Genomic DNA, 16,617 nt, shown 5'->3' with positions numbered 1-16,617 from the left:
CAACCACACACTCACTGTCATCGCCCGGCTTGACCGGGCGATCCAGTACGCCGAGGCTGTAGTGATTGAATCGATAGGCTGCGGCGTACTGGATTCCCCGCCTTCGCGGGGAATGACAGCGAGGCTAATTCAACACCCGCTTGTTGTCCGGGCTGTCCAGCGAGAACGTCGGCACATCGATCTCGAAGCGCTCGCCGGTTTCGCTGACCATCTGATAGCGGCCGGTCATGAAGCCGGAGGCCGTCGAGAGCGGCACGCCGGAGGTATATTCGAAGCGCTCGCCGGGAGCGAGGGTCGGCTGCTCGCCGACCACGCCCTCTCCCTTGACCTCCTGCTGGCGGCCGGTGGCGTCGGTGATGATCCAGTGCCGCGTCTTCAGCTGCACGGTCTCCTCGCCCGAATTGGTGATGACGATGGTGTAGGACCAGAAATAACGGGAGCGGTCGGCCGACGACTGCTCCGGAACAAAGTTCGGCTCGACGGTCACTTCGATCTGGCGGGTCACGGCGCGGTACATGGGCTCCATCATACCGAAATCCCGGTCGGAACCAAACGCCGGAGGCGGTTTTGGCGACATCGTCCCGCCAGAATTCGCGCGGAAGTACACCCGGGAGGGGCACACCCTTATGTGATCCGGCCGCTTTGCGAGACGAGGGCGGGACCGGTACACTCCATACCAACGGCGCGATTTGCGGAAGGGTTTTTGGGCCCCGATGACCATTGCCGACCAAGTGACGGGAACGCCAATCGCGGGAACTGCGGGTGCCAAACCCGCGGAGGCCAAACCGCGCGCCGCCGCGCCGGCGATCTCGCTGCCCGCGATCGGCGAGCGCGAGCTCCGGCTCGACCTGTTCCGGGGGCTGGCGCTGTGGCTGATCTTCATCGACCATCTGCCGCCGAGCCTGCTCACCTGGTTCACGATCCGCAATTACGGCTTCAGCGACGCCACCGAAATCTTCATCTTCATCTCCGGCTACACCGCCGCCTTCGTCTACGGCCGCGCCATGCTGGAGAGCGGCGTCGTCATCGCCACCGCGCGCATCCTGCGGCGGGTCTGGCAGATCTACGTCGCCCACGTCTTCCTGTTCACGATCTTCCTCGCCGAGATCTCCTACGTCGCGACCAGCTTCGAGAACCCGCTCTACACCGAAGAGATGGGCATCATGGATTTCCTCAAGCAACCCGACGTCACCATCGTCCAGGCGCTGCTGCTGCGCTTCCGTCCGGTCAATATGGACGTGCTGCCGCTGTACATCGTGCTGATGCTGGCGCTGCCATTGATCCTGTGGTCGATGAAGTGGAAACCGGACGTCACGCTCGCGCTGTCCGTCGTGCTCTACGCGGTGACCTGGGAATACGACCTCTATTTCTCCGCCTATCCGAACGGCTTCTGGGCGTTCAATCCGCTGGCCTGGCAATTGCTTTTCGTTTTCGGGGCCTGGTGCGCGCTCGGAGGTGCGCGGCGCATGTCTCGTATTCTGGCCTCGCCGGTGACGATGTGGATTGCGATCGCCTATATCGTGGCGGCGTTCTACGTGACGCTGACCTGGTATGTGCCGCAGCTGTCGCACCTGATGCCGAAGCGGCTCGAGCAGTGGATGTATCCGATCGACAAGACCGACCTCGACGTGCTGCGTTTCACGCATTTCCTGGCGCTCGCTGCGCTCACCGTGCGCTTCCTGCCGCGCGACTGGCCGGGCCTGAAATCGCCCTGGCTGCGGCCGTTGATCCTGTGCGGCTCGCATTCCCTCGAGATCTTCTGCCTCGGCGTCTTCCTCGCCTTCGCCGGCCACTTCATCCTGGCCGAAGTCTCCGGCGGCGCCGCCATGCATGCGCTGATTAGTCTCTCCGGAATCCTGATCATGTGGGGCGTTGCGTGGGTGATTTCGTGGTACAAGCGCGTGGCTGACAAGAGCGGTGCGAAAACCAAAAACGCCGTCGGCAACGCCGATCTGGCGGGAGGGGGCTGATGAAGGCGAAGGTTCTCCTGAGCCTGATCCTGCTATGCGGTGTCCTCGCCGCGCCCCAGGCGCGCGCGGACGATGCTGCGCCTGCTGCTGCCGCCGTGCCTCCAGCCTGCGAATTGCCGTCTTATTTGCTGAGCAGCGAAAGCCAGCTCCCCAAGGTCGCCGAAGCCGTCAAATCGGGCAAACCGCTCGAAATCCTCGTCATCGGCAGCCGCTCGACCACGATTCCGTCCTCCGAGGGCAGCTCATATCCGGCGCGGATGGAGGCGATCCTCAAGGAGAAGCTTCCCCCGGCCGAGGCGGTGCATGTCTCCGTAGAACTACAGAGCAAGAAATCGGCAGAGGAGACCGCCGCCACCTTCGTTAAGCTGATGGAAGCAAAAAGGCCTACTTTGGTCATCTGGCAGACCGGGACCGTGGATGCTATCCGAGCCATCGATCCCGATGATTTTCGCGGTGCTGTGACCGAAGGGGTTGCCGCGCTGCAAAATGCAGGGGCTGACGTCGTGTTGATGAACTTGCAATACAGCCCGCGTACCGAAACCATGATCTCGGCGCAGCCTTTTCTCGACAATATGAAGGTGGTTGCGCAGGAACATGACATCCCGCTGTTCGACCGTTTCGCGATCATGCGGCAGTGGAACGATCAGGGGCAGTTCGACCTGTTCAGCCCGTCCCGCGGGCCCGAGCTGGCGAAACAGGTCCATGATTGCCTTGGCCGGGCACTGGCACAGTTCGTGATTGATGCCGCCCATGTGGGACCGGCCCAGCAGCAAAATTGAGGTCTAGCGTTAATGAGTTCTCTCCGCCCTTTTTGCCTGACGGCATGGCTGGCTGCGCCCGCGGCGGCCGCGCTGCTGTTGCTGACGCCGGTATCGCAGTCGCGCGCGCAGGCACAGACCGCGCAGGCAACGCCCGCACCGTCGGCTAATTCCTCCTCGTCCCAGACCACGGTCGCCGCGACCCAGCCGGCTGCCCAGCAGCGCGGCATCACCGCGCGCGCGATCGACAAGGTGAAGGAAGTCGCCAAATCCGCCGGCGACATTTTCAGCCGCGTGCCGTGCCTGCCGCCGAAGGGAGGCTCCAAGCCGATGGGCTCGCTGCCGCATGTCGCGGCCAAGCTCGTCGCCGGCAAGCCCGTCGTGATCGTCGCGTTCGGCTCGTCCTCGACTGCGGGCTATGGCGCCAGCTCGCCGGAATTCAACTATCCGAACCGTCTCGCCGCGCAGCTGCACCGGAAATATCCGGGCGCCGACATCACCGTCGTCAATGCCGGCGTCGGCGGCGAGGACGCGCCCGAGATGATGAAGCGCCTGCAGACGCAGGTGATCGACGTGCATCCGGACATGGTGATCTGGCAGGTCGGCACCAACGCCGTGCTGCGCAATCTCGATCCCGACGACACCGCCAAGCTCGTCGAGGACGGCATCTCGCGCATCCAGGCCGCCGGCGGCGCCGACATCGTGCTGATCGATCCGCAATATTCGCCGGCCGTCAACCAGCGCAAGGAGAGCGCCGGCAAGATGATAAAACTGCTCGGCAAGGTCGCCGAGCTCCGTCACGTCGGCATCTTCCCGCGTTTCGAGGTGATGCGCGACTGGCACGAGAACCAGTCGATCCCGGTCGAAAGCTTCGTCATCGCCGACGGCCTGCACATGAACGACTGGGGCTACGCCTGCTTCGCCCAGTTGCTCGGCGACGACATCATCCGCTCGGTCGGGCAGATCAAGCTCGGGGTGAACGTGCCCGCCGACGTGCGGGCGTATCGGCCGATGTAGAGGCGAATAGGGAATGGCGAGTAGCGAACAGGGATTGATCCATTCGCCAATCACTATTCGCCATTCGCCTGCTACGCCTTCTCCAGCGCCGCGGTGAGATCCTCGATCAGATCATCCGCATGCTCGAGCCCGGCCGAGAAGCGAATGAATCCCTCGCTGATGCCGAGCGCCGCGCGATCCTCCGGCTTCAGACGCTGATGCGTCGTCGTCGCCGGATGCGTGACGAGAGACTTGGCATCGCCGAGATTGTTCGAGATTTTTGCAAGCTTCAGCTCGTTGAGCACGCGGAACGCCGCCGCCTTGCCGCCCTTCACCTCGAAGCCGACCAGCGTCGAGCCGCCACGCATCTGCTTCTTCACCAGCGCCGCCTGCGGATGGTCCTCGCGGCCGGGATAGACCAGCCGCGAAATCTTCGGATGGCTCGCCAGCACGTCGGCAACGCGCGCAGCGGTGTCGGTCTGCGCGCGCACGCGCACGCCCAGCGTCTCCAGGCCCTTGAGCAAGACCCAGGCGTTGAACGGTGAGATCGAGGGGCCGGTCTGGCGCATGAAATTATGCAAATGCTCGGCGATGAACGCTTCCGACGACAGGATGATGCCGCCAAGACAGCGGCCCTGGCCGTCGATGTGCTTGGTCGCGGAATAGACCACGACGTCGGCGCCCAGCGCGAGCGGGCTCTGCCAGATCGGCGTCGCGAACACGTTGTCGACCACGAGCCGCGCGCCGCCGCTATGCGCGATCTCGGCAATTGAGGGAATGTCGAGCACGTCGAGCGTCGGATTGGTCGGGCTCTCCAGGAAGAACGTCTTGGTGTTGGGCCTCAGCGCACGCTGCCACTCATCGAGCTTGGCGCCGTCGACCAGCGTGGTCTCGATGCCATAGCGGGGCAAGAGGTCCTGGATGACATAGAGGCACGAGCCGAACAGCGCGCGGGAGGCGACGACATGGTCGCCTGCCTTGAGCGGCGCCAGGATCGCGGTGGTCACCGCGGCCATGCCTGTTGCCGCCGAGCGCGCCGCCTCGGCGCCTTCGAGCTCGATCATGCGGCGCTCGAACATCGCGATGGTCGGGTTGGAATAGCGCGAATAGATGAAGCCGGGGTCCTCGCCTTTGAACCGCGCCTCGCACTCCTCGGCGCTGTTGTAGACGTAGCCTTGCGTCAAAAACAGCGCCTCCGACGTCTCGCCATATTGCGAGCGCAGGGTGCCGGAATGGACCAGGCGGGTTTCGGGACGGTAAGTAGCAGGCGACTTCGACATAGGACCCTCCGACATGACCGTCTCGTCGGAAACGGTCACAAAAAAACCGGCCTGGATAAAACCACGGGCCGGGATCACAGAGGTCCCCGGCCTGTTTAGCGACTTATTTAACGTGGCTGCAAGCCGGCCGGCTCAAATCACCACGGGATAAGTGATGCTCATATTCCGCAATGGCCTTTCCGTCAAGGCGTCCATCGGATAGCCGTAAAAGGCTGGTATTTCCCGCATGTCCGGATGCGATTGACCCCTGACGAGGACCCCCGGTTGAGTTTCACGCTTGCCGCCGACGACAATGGTATCCTGCCCGACCGCATGATCGCGGCGATGGCGGAGGCGGGCCTGATCCTGCCCGCATACGATTTCGTCGAAAGCCAGATCCAGCCGGCCAGCCTCGATCTGCGTCTCGGTGATATCGCCTATCGGGTCCGCGCCAGCTTCCTGCCGGGGCCCGGCGCCACCGTGGCCGAGCGCATCGACGAATTGAAGCTGCACGAGTTCAGCCTCGCCGACGGCGCGGTGCTGGAGACCAACTGCGTCTACATCGTGCCGCTGCTGGAGAGCCTCGCGCTGCCGCCGGAGATCGTCGCGGCCGCCAACCCGAAAAGCTCGACCGGCCGGCTCGACGTCTTCACCCGCGTGATCGCCGACGGCACCCGCCGCTTCGACATGATCGGCGCCGGCTATCACGGCCCGCTCTATGCCGAGATCAGCCCGAAGACGTTTCCGGTGCTGGTGCGCGAAGGCTCGCGCCTGTCGCAGGTGCGCTTCCGCACCGGCGACGCCATCCTCAATGCCGACGAGCTCGATGCGCTTCATGCGACCGAGCGTCTCGTCGACATCGACGATGCTGATCTCTCCGGTGGCGTCGCCGTCTCCGTTGATCTCTCCGGCGAGAAGGCCAACGGCTTCGTCGGCTACCGCGCCAAGCGCCACACCGGCGTCGTCGACGTCGATCGCCGCTCCGGCTATGCCGTCGAGGACTTCTGGGAGCCGATCTCGGCGCGTCCCGATGGCAGCCTGATCCTCGATCCCGGCGAGTTCTATATCCTCGCTTCCAAGGAAGCCGTGCAGGTCCCGCCTGATTATGCCGCGGAGATGGTGCCGTTCGATCCGCTGGTCGGCGAATTCCGCGTGCACTATGCCGGATTTTTCGATCCCGGCTTCGGCTACGCCGGTGCGGGCGGGAAAGGCGCGCGCGCCGTGCTCGAAGTGCGCTCGCGCGAAGTGCCGTTCATCCTCGAGCACGGCCAGATCGTCGGCCGTCTCGTCTACGAGAAGATGCTGGCCCGTCCCGATGCGATGTACGGCCAGCGCATCGGCTCGAACTACCAGGCGCAGGGCCTGAAGCTGAGCAAGCATTTCCGCGTGTGAGCCCCCAACCGGCGAGCAGCAAGCATGGGATCGATTGCAGCCGAACCACTGGTGTCGCTGGTTAGAAAGCTAGCGCAAACCTACGGCATCGATTGCTTCGTCGAGACCGGGACTTATCTCGGTCAGAGCGCCCGGTTCGCCGCCGAGATTTTTCCGCGCGTGGTGACGATCGAGATCAAGCGTGAATTTCAGGAGAAGGCGATCGCAGCATCGCAAGGGCTCAACATCGAGTTTCTGCTAGGGGATTCGGCAACCCTGCTCCCCGATGTCGTCGCTGGTCTGAATGGCACCGCGTTGTTCTGGCTGGATGGACATGCCGGCGCCGGCTTCTTCGCCGATGAGGACAATTGTCCGCTGCTCGCCGAGCTTGCGGCCATCGCAGCCTCGCCGCATCCCCATGTGATCATGATCGACGACGCCCGCGCCTTCCTCGCGCCGCCACCTCCGCCGTTCAAGTTCGAGGCGTGGCCGACGCTGCGCGACGTGCTCAACACCGCCTGCAGCCGCTTCCCCTATTATTGCGTGGTGCTCGAAGATTCCATCATTTGCGTTCCCGAGGCCATGCGGATGGACGTGGTTGAGCTCTGCAACAAGGCCCGGCCGAAGATCTAGCGGGAGGTACGCGCTTGTCGCCCGGAATGGGGCCATGCCGCGCGCCTTCTTGCTTGCCATCGAGTGCGATGACACACTCGGTCAAAAGCAAGATCGGGAGCGAACATGGCCGCCGCCGCTGACTCCGCACAGGAAGCCCAATGGAAACGCTGGCGCGCGGTCGCCGACCTCTATCACGCTTACTTCACCGGCCTCATCCTCACCGTGGTCACGCGACGCGGCACCGCGGAAGCCGCCGAATTCGTCTTCCGCGTGTTCCGCCGCCAGCAGCAGGAGCGCTTCCTGCCGGGACTGAAGAAGCTCGGGATCGATCATCTGCCGCCGGCCGTCGCAGCCGCGCAATATCACTACCTCTCCAACTGGATCGGCGGCGTGCACGTCGAATACATGTATGAGAGCGACACCAAGGCCTGGATCCGCTATCCGCCGCCGCGATGGATCTGGAAAGGGCCGGCGATCTGCGGCGTGCCGGGCGAGGTGAGCCGCGCGATGCTGCGCGGCTGGCACGCCAACAACGGCGTCGCGCTCGGTGATCTCAGGTTGGGGTTCGTCTGTACCAAGCAGAGCGTCGATGGCCAGGACGGACTCGAAGGCTACTACCATCAATACGAGCATCCGCTCGAACTGGATCAACGCCTCGTCTACGCGCGGCATCTGGAGGCGCCGCTGTTCGATGCGGAGGCCGCGCCGGCGCTGCCCGTTGCAAGCTGGCCGAGGCCGCGCCTCGAAAGAGCCTACCGCAACTACGCGATGGAATATGTGCGCACCGCCGCGCCGGTGATGGTGCAACTGTTCGGACCGGAGGATGCCGGCTACCTCCTGCACATCACCGGCAAGTTGATCGGCATGCAATTGTTCGACGAGATCGCCGCGCCACTCGCGATGCGCCGCGGCGGGGCGCGTGAGTTCGCATCGTTCCTCGGCGCGCTGTTCGCCGCGCAGGATGACACGGCAGACACCACACAGTCCGAAGGCAGCTTCGAAATCCGCCAGCAGAGCTGGAAGCTGATGGACGATGTCACCGATGATCACCCCGCGTGTGCAAAGGTGCTGGAGGGATTGTTCGAGGGGCTGGCTGCGGGATGCGGGCGGCATATCGCAGTGCACCTGCGCCCGATGGCTGGCGGCCGTCCGCCGCTGGTGTGGAGCATCGGGTAATTCCGTCTATTGAAATGCACTGCCGCAGGGCACGCCTGCATGAGGCGCAGGAGGAATCGCATCGCGCCATGCTAACAAGCTCCTACTGCACCTTTGGCGCGAACGAATTGATTGGCACACCAAGTGATTGCTGCGCCGCAAACGGCGCTTTCGCCCGGGAGAGGACATGTCCGACATCGCCGAGATCCCGGTCGATGAACAGGAGCGCCCGCTGCCGCCGCCCCCGCGTCCCGTGAAGAGCGCGCTGACGGACGGCCCGATCCTGCGCACGTTGCTCTCCCTGGCTTGGCCGAATGTGATCGCGCTCTCGGCCGGCACCTGCGTGGTCATCGCGGAGACTTCCTATATCGGCCGGCTCGGCGTCGAGGCGCTGGCCGCGATGGCGCTGGTGTTTCCGACGGTGATCCTGACCATGACGATGTCGGGCGGCGCGATGGGCGGGGCAGTGGCCTCCGCCATCGCACGCGCGCTCGGCGCCGGCGACCGCGAGCGCGCCGGCACGCTTGCCATGCACGCGCTGCTGATCGGCATCACCTTCGGCCTCGTCTTCATGCTGGGCATGCTGATCTTCGGACCGAAAGTGCTCGAAATGCTCGGTGGCCGCGGCGCCGTGCTGACGCATGCGATTGCCTACACGCAGGTGTTTTTCGGCGGCGCCGTGCTGCCCTGGACGCTCAACACCATGGCGGGCGTGCTGCGCGGCACCGGCAACATGAAGCTGCCGTCGCTGCTGATTCTCAACTCCGCGGTCTGGCAGATCGTGCTCGGCGGCACGCTCGGCCTCGGGCTTGGCCCCGTGCCGCAGCTCGGCATGCGCGGCGTCGCGGCCGGCGCGCTGACCGCCTATGCCATGAACATCTGCATCATGGGATGGTATCTGTTCTCCGGCCGTGCGCGTGTCGTGCCAAAACTGCGCGGATTGCGCATCCAGTGGGCGATGTTCTTCGACATCCTGAAAGTGGGCGCCATCGCCTGCTTCTCGCCGCTGCAATCGGTGCTGACGATCTCGATCCTCACCCACATGCTCGCAAAGTTCGGCACCGCGATCCTCGCCGGTTACGGCATCGGTGCGCGGCTGGAATTCTTGCTGACCTCGATCGCCTTCTCGTTCGGTATCGCCTCAGTGCCGATGGTCGGCATGGCGATCGGCGCCGGCCGCATCGTGCGCGCCCGGCGCATCACCTGGATCGCCGGCGCGAGCGCCTTTGTCGCCGTCGGCGCGCCGGCGTTTCTGGTTGCGATCTTCCCCGACCTCTGGGTCAACATCTTTACGGACAGCGCGACCGTGCGCGCCGCCAGCCACCAATATTTGTCCACGGTGGCGCCGTTCTACGCGTTCATCGGCCTTGCCTCCACGATGTATTTTTCATCGCAGGGGGCGGCCAAGGTGATCGGCCCGGTGCTGGCGCAAACGGCGCGGCTGATCTACATCGCAGGCGTCGGCTGGTGGCTGTCGACGCATGAGGCGACCGCGCAAAGCTTCTTCTGGCTGGCCGCAAGCTCCATGGTCGTGCTCGGCCTGCTCTCCTGCTCCAGCGTGGTGTTGACGCGCTGGGGGCCGCGCGAGACGAAACCTGCGATCAGGCCTGCTCTTTCAGTTGCCGACTAGCGATGCCTGTGACGGCGATGGCCGCCGCCGCCGACATTGGCGAGCCGCATCAATTGCGGGATCATCGCCATCATGTCGCCGCCGCCGACGCCGCCGAGCATGCCCATGATGTCGCCGCCGCCCATGCCGCCGAAACCGCCCGGCATGCCGCCGCCCGTCGGCATGTAGCCGCCGTAGTTCGGCGCACCGTAACCGCCGCCAATATTGCCGCCGCCGAGGCCGCCTAAGCCTCCGCCGCCCATCATGCCACCGAGGCCGCCGCCGCCCATCATGCCACCAAGGCCGCCACCGCCATTCTCCATCATGCGGCTCATCATCGGGCCCATGGACTGCATCAGCATGGCAAAGCGGCGCTTGCCCATCTTCGCCTTCATCATCTCCAGCATCGGCGCCATCTGGGTCATCATGTCCTCGCCGCCGGCACCACCACCGCCGCCGAGAAATTGCGCCTTTGCCGGCGTGCTCGCGATTGAAAACAGCAGCAGCACGGCGGCTGCCTGGCAGATCACCTTGTCCGCACCTCTCATGGCATGCTCCTCGCGTGCGTGGCTCCGCCGGGACAGCGCAGCCGGCCGGACGCACGCGGGCATGGTTACGGCCGAAGAGGAGGTGGCTCTGTGAGAAAGATCACGCAGCCATGAGCATGATCCGGAAAAGTGTGCCGCGGTTTTCCGGCGAAATCATACGTGAAGAAAGAGCTACGGAAACGCCCTGTGCATGGCCGCCACGGCCTCCTTCGTCTGCTCCTGGACGTAGGCGGCAAGCTCGTTCGGCAGCATGTCGATGATCCAGACCAGCCGGCAGCGCGTCTCGCCCTCGGCGATCACCTGCACCGAGGCGCTGTAATGCTTCAGCCGCTCGCTGTTGATGGCATAGACGAGCCGCTGCCGCGCATCGTCGCAATCGACCAGTGTTTCGCGCGCGACCGAGCCATTGGCGAACGTGACGATGCGTGCATCGCCGTCGCGCGTGCAGGCCGTGACGAATCCCGGCACCAGCCGTTGCGGCAGCGCGCCGAAATCGCGCACCGCGTCCCAGACGTCGCGCGCGGGAACGGGAAGGGAGACGTCGTTGTGGATGGAGGCCATGGGTGTTTCCTATAATATGGAGATGCGAGCGCTGGGCCTTCATCTCAGGTGTCATCGCCCGGCTTGACCGGGCGATCCAGTATTCCAGAGACCATCGGGATGGAATCGAGAAGCCGCGGCGTACTGGATGCCCCGGTCAAGCCGGGGTATGACGGCGCGTCTGGTGACCGCCACCGCGCCTCTACACGCAAACCGCCTCGACATTGTTGCCGTCAGGGTCGATCAAAAACGCCGCGTAATAGGTCGGACTGTAATCCTTGCGCGGGCCGGCGCCGCCATTGTCGCGGCCGCCGCTCTTCAGGCCCTCGCTGTGAAACGCCTTGACCGCGTCATGATCTCCGGCGCGAAACGCGATATGCGCGCCGTCGGCCTTGCGTCCCTTGCTCAGATGCAGCCACAGCGCCGGCTCGCCCTTCGGCCCGAAGCCGGCATAGCCGTCGCCGCTGGAGCACAGGACATAACCGAGCGGCGCCAGCACCGCCGTGTAGAAGCGCGTGGCGGCGTCGAGGTCGGCAACGCGCAGTCCGATGTGGTCGTACATGATCGTCTCCATTCGCAAAGCGCGCCGAAACTGGCGCGCGCCGGAGACGAATCTAGTCAGTTGAGGGCAAGCCGCTCTTGGAGAATCTTGCGCTCCCCGCGCGAGGCCTGCCGGAACTTCGTCGGCGATACGCCGGCCGCGCGGTGAAAGGTGCGGACGAAATTGGAGAGATCGCCGAAACCGACGTCATAGGCGATGTCGGTGACCGCGATGTCGTCCTCGGTGAGCAGGCGCGCGGCGTGGCGCAGCCGGGAGCGCACCAGATATTGGTGCGGGGTGACGCCGAGCACGCTGGCGAACAGCCGCAGGAAATGGAACGGGCTGAGGCCCGCCTGCTTTGCAGCCTGTTCGAGATCGACCTCGGCATGCGAATTGTCGTCGATCCACAATGCGGCCTCCACCGCGCGGCGGCGGTCGCGTGCATTTGGCGTTGCCGGCTTGCGCGCCTTGCCGGAGACGATTTCGACAAAGCGGCCGGCAAGAATCTGCCCGGCCTCGTCGAGGCCGAGATCGCTGTTGCCATCTGCCGCCGTCTGGGCGAGCTCGCCCAGCACCATCAGCTCGGGCAGCGGCGGCGTCGCGCCAACCTGCCAGATCTCGCGTCGTCCCCCGAGGGCATCGACCAGATCCTCGCTGAAGAAGAAGCCCAGGCAGACATCGCCCGAGACATGCTCATGCGTGCAGGTGTATTCCTCGCCGGGCGCGCCGACCAGCATCGCGCCTGCCACCAGTTCGAAGAAACCGGCGCGGCAATGGCAACCAAAACTGCCGGAGCGGACATAGGCGATGGAATGACCGCTGCGGCACTCCGCAAACGGCTTGTCTCCCGGTCCCGCGTCGCAGCGAAACTCCGAGACCGTCATCGCGCGTGTCGTCAGCAGCGTGGTCGCATCCATGCCACCTATCTAGGTGGGCGCTCGCGGCGGAGCAACGGGCAGCAGCACCTCGAACAGCGTCTTGCTGGCGACCGGATGGGCGCCCTCCAGCGACAGCAACCGTCGCTTGGAGATCACCCCGCCATAAGGCGACAGCCGGCCGGTGTAGTTGCCGGCCTCCAGCACCCTGTGACAGGGCACGATCAGCATGTAGGGATTTTTCGCGATCGCCTGCGCCACCGAATGCGCCGCGCCGGAGGCGCCCAGCGCCTTGGCGATCTCGTGATAGGTGCGCGTCTCCCCGCGCGGGATCGTGCAGGTGTATTCGTAGACCCGCCGGCTGAAGGCCGGCACGCCGCCGGCATCGAGGCTGACGTCGGAAAAATCGGGATCGTGGCCCTGCAGCAGGCCGACGATGCCCTCGATCGCAAGCTCGGCGTTGAGCGGAGGCCGCTGCTCACGGGCTTCAGGGTGGACCTGGAAGATCCGGCGGCGGGTGTCGATCTCCCGCGCCTCCGGCAATTGCACGGCCACGACGCCGGTGCTGCTCCAGATGATGCCGCAGCGCCCTATCGCCGTGTCGAATATCGTATAGCCGCGCCCCACCATGCACACGCCCCACTCAGTGCACGCAACTCCCCCGACGGGCTAATCATAACACCGCCACAATCCGGCGCACCTGGAATCTTGCTGAAACCTTAAGAACCGTCCGGCCGGGTGCGCCAAAGCGCTTGGCGGGCGGCGCCGTCTCGGCTAATCAGAGCGGGCGCAACAGCGCTCCGCGGGCGTAGTTCAATGGTAGAACGGCAGCTTCCCAAGCTGCATACGAGGGTTCGATTCCCTTCGCCCGCTCCAAGTCTTCCCGACAGCATCACCATCTGATCCGCCGGCGCTCATGACGCGCTTCGCATGCAGTCCGAAGATTCTAATATATTAGCCCCTTGCTCCCGGCACGCGCGCCCCGCCCGCCCTAAGCTCTTCGTGCCCCCATGGGTGCGGTCCTCGTGTCGGGAATGTTCGGATGACAACCATGGACCAGCAGAAACTCGACCGTGCGATCGGTCGTCGCTTGAAGACGTTGAGGACGCAGGCGGGCATGACGTTGAACGAACTCGCAGGCCGCTCCGGCGTCAGCCGGGCCATGATCGGGCGGGTGGAGCGGGCGCAGAGCAGCGCCACGGCGGCGCTGCTCAACAAGCTCTGCGCGGCGCTCGATGTCACGCTCAGCGACGTCGTCGCGCTCACGGAGAAGCCGCCGGAGCGCTTGGTGCGGCTCGCCGACCAGCCGCACTGGCGCGATCCCGACAGCGGCTACCGGCGGCGCCATGCCTCGCCGCCGGATGCGGCAAGCGGCATCGAGATCATCGTCGTGGATCTGCCGGCCGGCGCGCGCGTGTCCTACAGCCCCTGGGGCCGCAATGCCTTCACCCAGCAACTCCTGATGCTGGAGGGGGCGGTCTGTGTCCATATCGACGCCAAGACGGTGCGCCTGCGCGACGGCGACTGTCTCGATTTCGACGTCATGCGCGCGGTGACCTTCGAGAACGAAACCAAGCAGGATGCGCGCTACGTGATCATCACGCGGCGCGGCGCATCGTACGGAAAAATGTGATGCCGCTGATCGTGCGGGACGCAACGCTGGAAGATGCCGCGGATATCCTCGCCATCTACAATTACGCCGCGGTCAACACCACGGCGGTGTGGACCGATGGCCCGGTCGATCTCGATTCGCGGCGCGCGTGGATCCGCGCGCGACGGGAAGCTGGCTATCCGGTTCTAGTCGCCATGAAGGGCAGGGATGTGGTCGGCTTCGCATCGTTCGGTGATTTCCGTCCCTGGCCCGGCTATCGGCACACGGTCGAGAATTCCATCTATGTCGACGAGCGGCATCATCGCGCGGGCATCGGTCGCGGCCTGATGGTCGCGCTGATCGAGCGCGCCACCGCGCTGAGCAAGCACACGATGGTCGCCGCGATCGAGGCCTCGAATTCCGCCTCGATCGCTTTGCACACATCGTTCGGTTTTGCCGAGGTCGGCCGTATGCCTGAGGTCGGCTGCAAGTTCGGCCGCTGGCTTGATATGGTCCTGATGCAGAAGCACCTTGCAAGCGGGGTGCGGCCCTGACCATGCAGATCCGGACCGGCGACACCTTCGATCCGCGCGTCGTCGCGCTGCTCGACCATCACGTCACGACCGCGCGGGCCCAGACTGCGCCCGGCAGCGCCCATGCGCTCGACCTTGCGGGTCTGCGCGCCAGCGATGTCGCGTTCTGGACCGGCTGGGACGGTGAGACCCTGGTCGCCACCGGCGCGCTGAAGACGCTTTCCGCCGATCACGGCGAGGTCAAGTCGATGCATACGCTACAGACCACGCGGCGGCGCGGGTTTGGCGGCCAGATGCTCCGTCACATCATCGCCGAGGCCCGCGCGCGCGGCTTGAGGCGGCTGAGCCTCGAGACCGGCTCGTGGGACTATTTCAAGCCGGCGCATGCGCTCTACCAGGCGCATGGCTTCGTGCCCTGCGGCCCGTTCGAGGGTTATGTCGAAGATCCCAACAGCCTGTTCCTGACGCTGGAGCTTTCAGCACCGTCAGGCTGACGGTTCAGGGGCGCGTCTCCTCGATCTTGTCGAGCACGCGCTCCGGCGCGATGTCCCGGGCCGCTTCGTCCAGATCGCGCTTTGCGTCCGGCTCGACGTCGAGCCGTTCGGCGATTTGGGTGAGCAGGCGGGCAACCTTGGTCAGCTCGTGTTCCGCGAGCAGGCTGATCTGGAGATCGAGATCGGCGCGCTTGTCGGCTGCCGCGGTCATGCGGTTCTGCGAGATCAGGACGAAGGTGGAGAGGAAGATCGCCTCGACCGAAGCGATCATCGCCAGCACCACGAAGCTCTCATCCCAGGCTGGGATTCCCGGCAGCCAATGCAGGTTGGCGATGATCCAGAAACCGAACGCGGCAAGGTGGAGGTAGACGAACGTCATGCTGCCGGTGAAGGCCGTGACGGCGTCGGCAACCTTGTCCTGGCCCCTTGCTGCTTGTTGCTCGCGGCGGCGGCGCTCCACCAGCGCCTGGATGTTGCGCTCCAGCGTCGGGCTCAGTCCTTCGCTGGGGTCATGGGTGATGTCGTTGCGCACGCGACGGCAACGGCCGACTTGAACGGCTGTTCCTGCCAGTGGCCCGGCAAAAATCGCTGGCGCTCCTCAAAATGAGTTGCGTACCTCAAAACACCTCTGGTAGCCTTCAGATATGGCCCAGGAGACCCATTCCGACACCCTGACCGCGGCGGCGCTGACGCTGAAGGACATCGCCCGTCAGGCGGGCGTCAGTCTGGCCACGGTGGACCGTGTCCTGCACAACCGGCCGGGTGTGCGGCCGGATACGGTGCGGCGCGTCAGGGAGGCGATCGAGCGCAATTCGTTCCAGCCGCATGTGGCGGCCGCCGAGCTTGCCCGCGGCCGCGCCCGCCGCTTCGCCTTCGTGATGCCGTCGGGGCCGAACCCGTTCATGCAGCAGATCCAGGCCTATCTCGGCGAGATGTCGGCCTGGCTTGCGGCGCGCCGTCTGAACGTCGAGATGATCGCGACCGACGTGTTCGATCCCTCGGTGCTCGCGGCCTCGCTGGAGGCGCTGTCCGGCGATTATGACGGCGTCGCCGTGGTGGCGCTGGATCATCCCGGCGTTCGTGCGGCGATCAACGATCTCGTCGATGCCGGCACCAAGGTGGTGACCCTGGTCTCGGACGTGCCGTCCTCGCGCCGCCACCACTATGTCGGCATCGACAACATCGCGGCCGGCCGGACCGCCGGCGCGCTGGTCGGGCGGCTGGTTGGCGGGCGGGCCGGCAAGGTCGCGATCGTCGCGGGATCGCAGGGCCTGCGCGACCATGCCGAGCGCATTTTCGGCTTCAACCAAGTGATGGCGTCGGAATTTCCCGATCTCAGCGTGCTGCCGGTGCTGGAAGGGCGCGACGAGGACGAGCGGTCCGAGCAATTGCTGGCGCGGCTGTTCGGCAGGCATGCTGACATTGTCGGCCTTTATAACGTCGGCGCCGGCACACAGGGCGTTGCGAACGCGTTGAGCAAGGCCGCCCGCGAGACGGTGGTGTTCGTCGGGCACGACGTCACTGCGCTGACGCGCCGGCTGCTGCTCCAGGGCGTGATGGATGCCGCGATCTCGCAGAATCCGGGACACGAGGCGCGCGCCGCCGTGCGCGTGCTGCTCGCGCTCGCCCGCGGCGAGCCGATCCTGCGCGAGCAGGAGAAGATCAGGATCGACATCGTGATGCGGGACAATCTGCCCTAGCGGCAGGAATTTCGGGAAGGCCCGTTGCGGGGAATGCGACTTCAAGTTCGCACAGCGCATCG

General features: G+C 65.2%; 19 protein-coding genes, 1 tRNA gene and 1 riboswitch. Of the genes, 12 read left to right on the top strand and 8 right to left on the bottom strand.

Annotation, left to right across the window (positions count from 1 at the left end; translation table 11 throughout):
• Positions 1–124 precede the first annotated feature (124 nt).
• Entirely contained in the window at positions 125–517 is a 393-nt protein-coding gene (apaG, locus tag HYH08_RS34790; protein WP_220014329.1) for a Co2+/Mg2+ efflux facilitator ApaG/CorD, read from the bottom strand.
• A 196-nt stretch (positions 518–713) separates the two neighbouring features.
• On the opposite strand from apaG, the gene HYH08_RS34785 reads away from it, so the two are divergent.
• Genes HYH08_RS34785 through HYH08_RS34775 form a run of 3 tightly spaced genes read left to right on the top strand, consistent with a single transcriptional unit; the run spans position 714 to position 3,745 of the window.
• Positions 714–1,970 (top strand): OpgC domain-containing protein, encoded by a 1,257-nt coding sequence (locus HYH08_RS34785; RefSeq protein WP_220014324.1) that lies wholly within the window; start codon positions 714–716, stop codon positions 1,968–1,970.
• Positions 1,970–2,749 carry an SGNH/GDSL hydrolase family protein gene (locus HYH08_RS34780; protein WP_220014323.1) on the top strand — a complete coding sequence of 260 codons (780 nt, stop codon included), beginning with the start codon at positions 1,970–1,972 and terminating at the stop codon, positions 2,747–2,749. The genes HYH08_RS34785 and HYH08_RS34780 overlap by 1 nt, the downstream gene beginning before the upstream one ends.
• 12 nt (positions 2,750–2,761) lie before the next feature.
• Complete coding sequence (locus HYH08_RS34775; RefSeq protein ID WP_220014322.1) at positions 2,762–3,745, top strand: SGNH/GDSL hydrolase family protein; 984 nt, start codon at positions 2,762–2,764, stop codon at positions 3,743–3,745.
• A gap of 71 nt (positions 3,746–3,816) precedes the next feature.
• On the opposite strand, the gene HYH08_RS34770 is transcribed toward HYH08_RS34775, so the two are convergent.
• Positions 3,817–5,004: an O-succinylhomoserine sulfhydrylase gene (locus tag HYH08_RS34770; protein ID WP_220014328.1), complete on the bottom strand. Its 1,188-nt coding sequence runs from the start codon at positions 5,002–5,004 to the stop codon at positions 3,817–3,819.
• A 74-nt stretch (positions 5,005–5,078) separates the two neighbouring features.
• Positions 5,079–5,158, bottom strand: a riboswitch (SAM riboswitch).
• A gap of 110 nt (positions 5,159–5,268) precedes the next feature.
• Here HYH08_RS34770 and HYH08_RS34765 point away from each other — a divergent pair.
• The 4 genes from HYH08_RS34765 (at position 5,269) to HYH08_RS34750 (ending at position 9,754) form a co-directional block, all read left to right on the top strand.
• Positions 5,269–6,375, top strand: coding sequence for a 2'-deoxycytidine 5'-triphosphate deaminase (locus HYH08_RS34765; RefSeq protein WP_220014321.1), 1,107 nt, complete (start codon positions 5,269–5,271; stop codon positions 6,373–6,375).
• 24 nt (positions 6,376–6,399) lie between these two features.
• Positions 6,400–6,987, top strand: a complete 588-nt coding sequence (locus tag HYH08_RS34760; RefSeq protein ID WP_220014320.1) for a class I SAM-dependent methyltransferase — start codon at positions 6,400–6,402, stop codon at positions 6,985–6,987.
• Positions 6,988–7,092: 105 nt separating this feature from the next.
• On the top strand, positions 7,093–8,145 hold the full coding sequence (locus HYH08_RS34755) for a hypothetical protein (RefSeq protein WP_220014319.1): 1,053 nt from the start codon (positions 7,093–7,095) through the stop codon (positions 8,143–8,145).
• A 166-nt stretch (positions 8,146–8,311) separates the two neighbouring features.
• Entirely contained in the window at positions 8,312–9,754 is a 1,443-nt protein-coding gene (locus HYH08_RS34750; RefSeq protein ID WP_220014318.1) for an MATE family efflux transporter, read from the top strand.
• On the opposite strand, the gene HYH08_RS34745 is transcribed toward HYH08_RS34750, so the two are convergent.
• The 5 genes from HYH08_RS34745 to HYH08_RS34725 form a co-directional block, all read right to left on the bottom strand.
• Positions 9,751–10,281, bottom strand: a complete 531-nt coding sequence (locus HYH08_RS34745) for a hypothetical protein (protein ID WP_220014317.1) — start codon at positions 10,279–10,281, stop codon at positions 9,751–9,753. The genes HYH08_RS34750 and HYH08_RS34745 overlap by 4 nt on opposite strands.
• 171 nt (positions 10,282–10,452) lie before the next feature.
• The gene (locus HYH08_RS34740) at positions 10,453–10,842 is read right to left on the bottom strand and encodes an SRPBCC family protein (RefSeq protein ID WP_220014316.1); all 390 of its coding nucleotides are present in this window, start codon (positions 10,840–10,842) and stop codon (positions 10,453–10,455) included.
• 181 nt (positions 10,843–11,023) lie between these two features.
• Positions 11,024–11,383, bottom strand: a complete 360-nt coding sequence (locus tag HYH08_RS34735) for a VOC family protein (protein WP_220014315.1) — start codon at positions 11,381–11,383, stop codon at positions 11,024–11,026.
• Positions 11,384–11,439: 56 nt separating this feature from the next.
• On the bottom strand, positions 11,440–12,279 hold the full coding sequence (locus HYH08_RS34730; RefSeq protein WP_220014314.1) for a helix-turn-helix transcriptional regulator: 840 nt from the start codon (positions 12,277–12,279) through the stop codon (positions 11,440–11,442).
• Positions 12,280–12,288: 9 nt separating this feature from the next.
• A complete protein-coding gene (locus tag HYH08_RS34725) occupies positions 12,289–12,867 on the bottom strand; it encodes a methylated-DNA--[protein]-cysteine S-methyltransferase (protein ID WP_220014313.1) in 579 nt (192 codons plus the stop codon).
• Positions 12,868–13,039: 172 nt separating this feature from the next.
• Here HYH08_RS34725 and HYH08_RS34720 point away from each other — a divergent pair.
• The 4 genes from HYH08_RS34720 (at position 13,040) to HYH08_RS34705 (ending at position 14,855) form a co-directional block, all read left to right on the top strand.
• A tRNA-Gly gene (locus HYH08_RS34720) sits at positions 13,040–13,113 on the top strand.
• Positions 13,114–13,288: 175 nt separating this feature from the next.
• Entirely contained in the window at positions 13,289–13,870 is a 582-nt protein-coding gene (locus tag HYH08_RS34715; RefSeq protein WP_220014312.1) for a helix-turn-helix domain-containing protein, read from the top strand.
• On the top strand, positions 13,870–14,382 hold the full coding sequence (locus tag HYH08_RS34710; RefSeq protein WP_220014311.1) for a GNAT family N-acetyltransferase: 513 nt from the start codon (positions 13,870–13,872) through the stop codon (positions 14,380–14,382). Before HYH08_RS34715 ends, HYH08_RS34710 begins: the two co-directional genes overlap by 1 nt.
• 2 nt (positions 14,383–14,384) lie before the next feature.
• Positions 14,385–14,855 (top strand): GNAT family N-acetyltransferase, encoded by a 471-nt coding sequence (locus tag HYH08_RS34705; RefSeq protein WP_220014310.1) that lies wholly within the window; start codon positions 14,385–14,387, stop codon positions 14,853–14,855.
• A gap of 4 nt (positions 14,856–14,859) precedes the next feature.
• On the opposite strand, the gene HYH08_RS34700 is transcribed toward HYH08_RS34705, so the two are convergent.
• A complete protein-coding gene (locus HYH08_RS34700; RefSeq protein ID WP_220014309.1) occupies positions 14,860–15,387 on the bottom strand; it encodes a DUF1003 domain-containing protein in 528 nt (175 codons plus the stop codon).
• A 112-nt stretch (positions 15,388–15,499) separates the two neighbouring features.
• On the opposite strand from HYH08_RS34700, the gene HYH08_RS34695 reads away from it, so the two are divergent.
• A complete protein-coding gene (locus HYH08_RS34695; RefSeq protein WP_220014308.1) occupies positions 15,500–16,555 on the top strand; it encodes a LacI family DNA-binding transcriptional regulator in 1,056 nt (351 codons plus the stop codon).
• Positions 16,556–16,617 lie beyond the last annotated feature (62 nt).

The sequence above is a fragment of the Bradyrhizobium sp. BR 10289 genome (assembly GCF_019455385.1).
Classification (GTDB): Bacteria; Pseudomonadota; Alphaproteobacteria; order Rhizobiales; family Xanthobacteraceae; genus Bradyrhizobium.
Note: the sequence above shows the minus strand (reverse complement) of the source record. Positions and strands in the feature narration are given on the sequence as shown.

What these genes read in the sequence shown, in the direction of transcription:
- apaG (WP_220014329.1), bottom strand. Translation starts at nt 517, where the DNA reads ATGTACCGCGCCGTGACCCGCCAGATCGAAGTGACCGTCGAGCCGAAC.
- HYH08_RS34785 (WP_220014324.1), top strand. Translation starts at nt 714, where the DNA reads ATGACCATTGCCGACCAAGTGACGGGAACGCCAATCGCGGGAACTGCG.
- HYH08_RS34780 (WP_220014323.1), top strand. Translation starts at nt 1,970, where the DNA reads ATGAAGGCGAAGGTTCTCCTGAGCCTGATCCTGCTATGCGGTGTCCTC.
- HYH08_RS34775 (WP_220014322.1), top strand. Translation starts at nt 2,762, where the DNA reads ATGAGTTCTCTCCGCCCTTTTTGCCTGACGGCATGGCTGGCTGCGCCC.
- HYH08_RS34770 (WP_220014328.1), bottom strand. Translation starts at nt 5,004, where the DNA reads ATGTCGAAGTCGCCTGCTACTTACCGTCCCGAAACCCGCCTGGTCCAT.
- HYH08_RS34760 (WP_220014320.1), top strand. Translation starts at nt 6,400, where the DNA reads ATGGGATCGATTGCAGCCGAACCACTGGTGTCGCTGGTTAGAAAGCTA.
- HYH08_RS34755 (WP_220014319.1), top strand. Translation starts at nt 7,093, where the DNA reads ATGGCCGCCGCCGCTGACTCCGCACAGGAAGCCCAATGGAAACGCTGG.
- HYH08_RS34750 (WP_220014318.1), top strand. Translation starts at nt 8,312, where the DNA reads ATGTCCGACATCGCCGAGATCCCGGTCGATGAACAGGAGCGCCCGCTG.
- HYH08_RS34745 (WP_220014317.1), bottom strand. Translation starts at nt 10,281, where the DNA reads ATGAGAGGTGCGGACAAGGTGATCTGCCAGGCAGCCGCCGTGCTGCTG.
- HYH08_RS34740 (WP_220014316.1), bottom strand. Translation starts at nt 10,842, where the DNA reads ATGGCCTCCATCCACAACGACGTCTCCCTTCCCGTTCCCGCGCGCGAC.
- HYH08_RS34735 (WP_220014315.1), bottom strand. Translation starts at nt 11,383, where the DNA reads ATGTACGACCACATCGGACTGCGCGTTGCCGACCTCGACGCCGCCACG.
- HYH08_RS34730 (WP_220014314.1), bottom strand. Translation starts at nt 12,279, where the DNA reads ATGGATGCGACCACGCTGCTGACGACACGCGCGATGACGGTCTCGGAG.
- HYH08_RS34725 (WP_220014313.1), bottom strand. Translation starts at nt 12,867, where the DNA reads ATGGTGGGGCGCGGCTATACGATATTCGACACGGCGATAGGGCGCTGC.
- HYH08_RS34715 (WP_220014312.1), top strand. Translation starts at nt 13,289, where the DNA reads ATGGACCAGCAGAAACTCGACCGTGCGATCGGTCGTCGCTTGAAGACG.
- HYH08_RS34710 (WP_220014311.1), top strand. Translation starts at nt 13,870, where the DNA reads ATGCCGCTGATCGTGCGGGACGCAACGCTGGAAGATGCCGCGGATATC.
- HYH08_RS34705 (WP_220014310.1), top strand. Translation starts at nt 14,385, where the DNA reads ATGCAGATCCGGACCGGCGACACCTTCGATCCGCGCGTCGTCGCGCTG.
- HYH08_RS34695 (WP_220014308.1), top strand. Translation starts at nt 15,500, where the DNA reads ATGGCCCAGGAGACCCATTCCGACACCCTGACCGCGGCGGCGCTGACG.